Origin of the sequence: Streptomyces alkaliphilus, from assembly GCF_014141535.1 — a bacterium.
GTDB classification, from domain to species: Bacteria; Actinomycetota; Actinomycetes; order Streptomycetales; family Streptomycetaceae; genus Streptomyces; species Streptomyces alkaliphilus.
In genome coordinates this window covers 1-1,878 of the sequence record NZ_VKHT01000965.1, presented here as the reverse complement: position 1 = coordinate 1,878, position 1,878 = coordinate 1, and the positions used below count along the sequence as shown (strand labels likewise).

Here is a 1,878-nt window from a genome sequence, read left to right as displayed (position 1 = left end):
GGTGCTTGGGGCGGGGATCGCGGGAGGTCAGGGGTAGATCACGGCCCGCCGTGGTGTCCGGCAGGTCGTCGCTCGTCGGTCTCGCGCTGTCCACGAAGGGCTCCACAGGCGTCGGGCTTCACCGCTTATGGCCACGATACCGCAGAGTTACGTCGGCTTAACGGTCAAAAGTCCTGCCGTAACATTTCCTTGATGTGCTGAAGCCGGTGTCGCCGCCGTCGGCGAGGACGGGGAACAGAGGGATGAATCAGGCGAGTTCGGGCCATCTGCTCGGGTTGATCCGCCGTGGGCGGGCCACCACGCGGGGGGAGCTGCAACGCGTCACCGGCCTCGCCCGATCGACCGTCGGCGGTCGACTGGAGCCCCTTCTGCGGGCCGGCTGGATCCGCGAGACCCCCGGCCCCGCCGAGTCCTCCACCGGCGGACGTCCCGCCGTACGACTGGAGTTCGACGCCTCGCACGCGTTCGTCCTCGCCGCGGTCCTGGAAACCCGCAACGCCCGGGTCGCCCTTCTCGACCTCGCCGGGCGGGTGATGGACGAAAGCGCCGGGCCGCTCTCCATCGCGGACGGTCCCGACCGGGCGTTGGACCTTTTGGGGGAACGATTCACCCGATTGCTCGAACGCCACCTCCACCGGACGGGGGGCGAGGGCGTCACCGCGCCCCGAATCTGCGCCGTGGGCCTGTCCGTTCCCGGCCCCGTGGACGCGCTCACCCGGCGCCTGGTGGATCCGCCGATCATGCCCGGCTGGGGAGACCATCCCCTGCCGGAGCGCCTGCGCGCCGTCCTCGCCGAGCGCCTGGGCACCGACCCGGAGCTGCCGGTCCTGGTCGAGAACGACGCCAACCTGATGGCGCTGGCCGAGCAGCGACACGGTCACCCCGACTGCGCGGCCTTCCTGTTGGTGAAGGTCTCCACCGGGATAGGTGCCGGCATGGTGGTCGACGGTGGCCTGTACCGGGGCATCGACGGCGGAGCGGGTGATATCGGTCACATTCGCACCGCCGGCGCCTCCGACGCCCCGTGCATGTGCGGCTCACGGGGCTGTCTGGCCGCCGTGGCCAGCGGTCGGGCCCTGGCCGCCCGACTCACCGCCGAGGGGGTGCCCACCGCCTCCGGCTCCGGGGTGCGCGAACTGCTGGCGGCCGGGCATCCGGACGCGGTGCGACTGGCCCGCGAGGCCGGTCGGGTGGTGGGCGACGTGCTGGCCACCGTCGTGACGGTGGTCAACCCCGGGGTGCTCATGCTCGCCGGGGACCTCGCCGGCCCACCCTTCCTCACCGGTGTCCGGGAGTTGCTCTACCGGCGGGCGATGCCCCGCACCACCGCCCATCTCCAGGTGGTCACCTCCCGCCTCGGTGACCGGGCGGGACTGATCGGCGCGGCCGTCCTGCTGGCCGATGAACTGTACGCCCCGGAACGGGCGGACGAGCGCCTCGCGGCGGCCGCCCGCGCCCGAGCCGTCGGACGGGCCGCCTCCGTGGCCTGAGCGGTCGGCCCGCCGTTCGGCCGCCCGGACGGTCCACCCCGCCCCTCACCCGGTCGGGGGCCGTACCGGTCGTACCCCCTCCCCCCGGGGGAAGGGGGCTCCTTCCGGAGAGCCGGAGCACGCGGTCCGGGCTCCCACGCCCCCTGTCCGGCGGTCCACGCGGCGCCGGTGGGCGACCGCTCGGCCCTGCGCGCACCACCGGTGACGTGCGGTTATCCGGACTTCTTCCTCCGGGGCGAGGCGTTCCGGCGTTCCGGAAGCCGTCATTGCGGTGTCATCGGGATGCCACGGTCGGTCCATGCCGGTCCGGCGGACTGGGGGCGGCTCGTTCGGACGGGCAACCGGCGGCACCGCCGCCCGTCCGAGGGCCGCCCCCACCCGTCCGCAG

Annotated in this window: 1 protein-coding gene; it reads left to right on the top strand. The window is 73.7% G+C overall.

Going from position 1 to position 1,878, the window contains the following annotated elements:
• Nucleotides 1-242: 242 nt before the first annotated feature.
• On the top strand, nt 243-1,490 hold the full coding sequence (locus FNQ90_RS21530; protein ID WP_182607874.1) for an ROK family protein: 1,248 nt from the start codon (nt 243-245) through the stop codon (nt 1,488-1,490).
• Nucleotides 1,491-1,878 lie beyond the last annotated feature (388 nt).

Excerpts from the sequence above, each read along its gene's own strand:
- FNQ90_RS21530 (WP_182607874.1), top strand. The coding sequence starts at position 243 with ATGAATCAGGCGAGTTCGGGCCATCTGCTCGGGTTGATCCGCCGTGGG.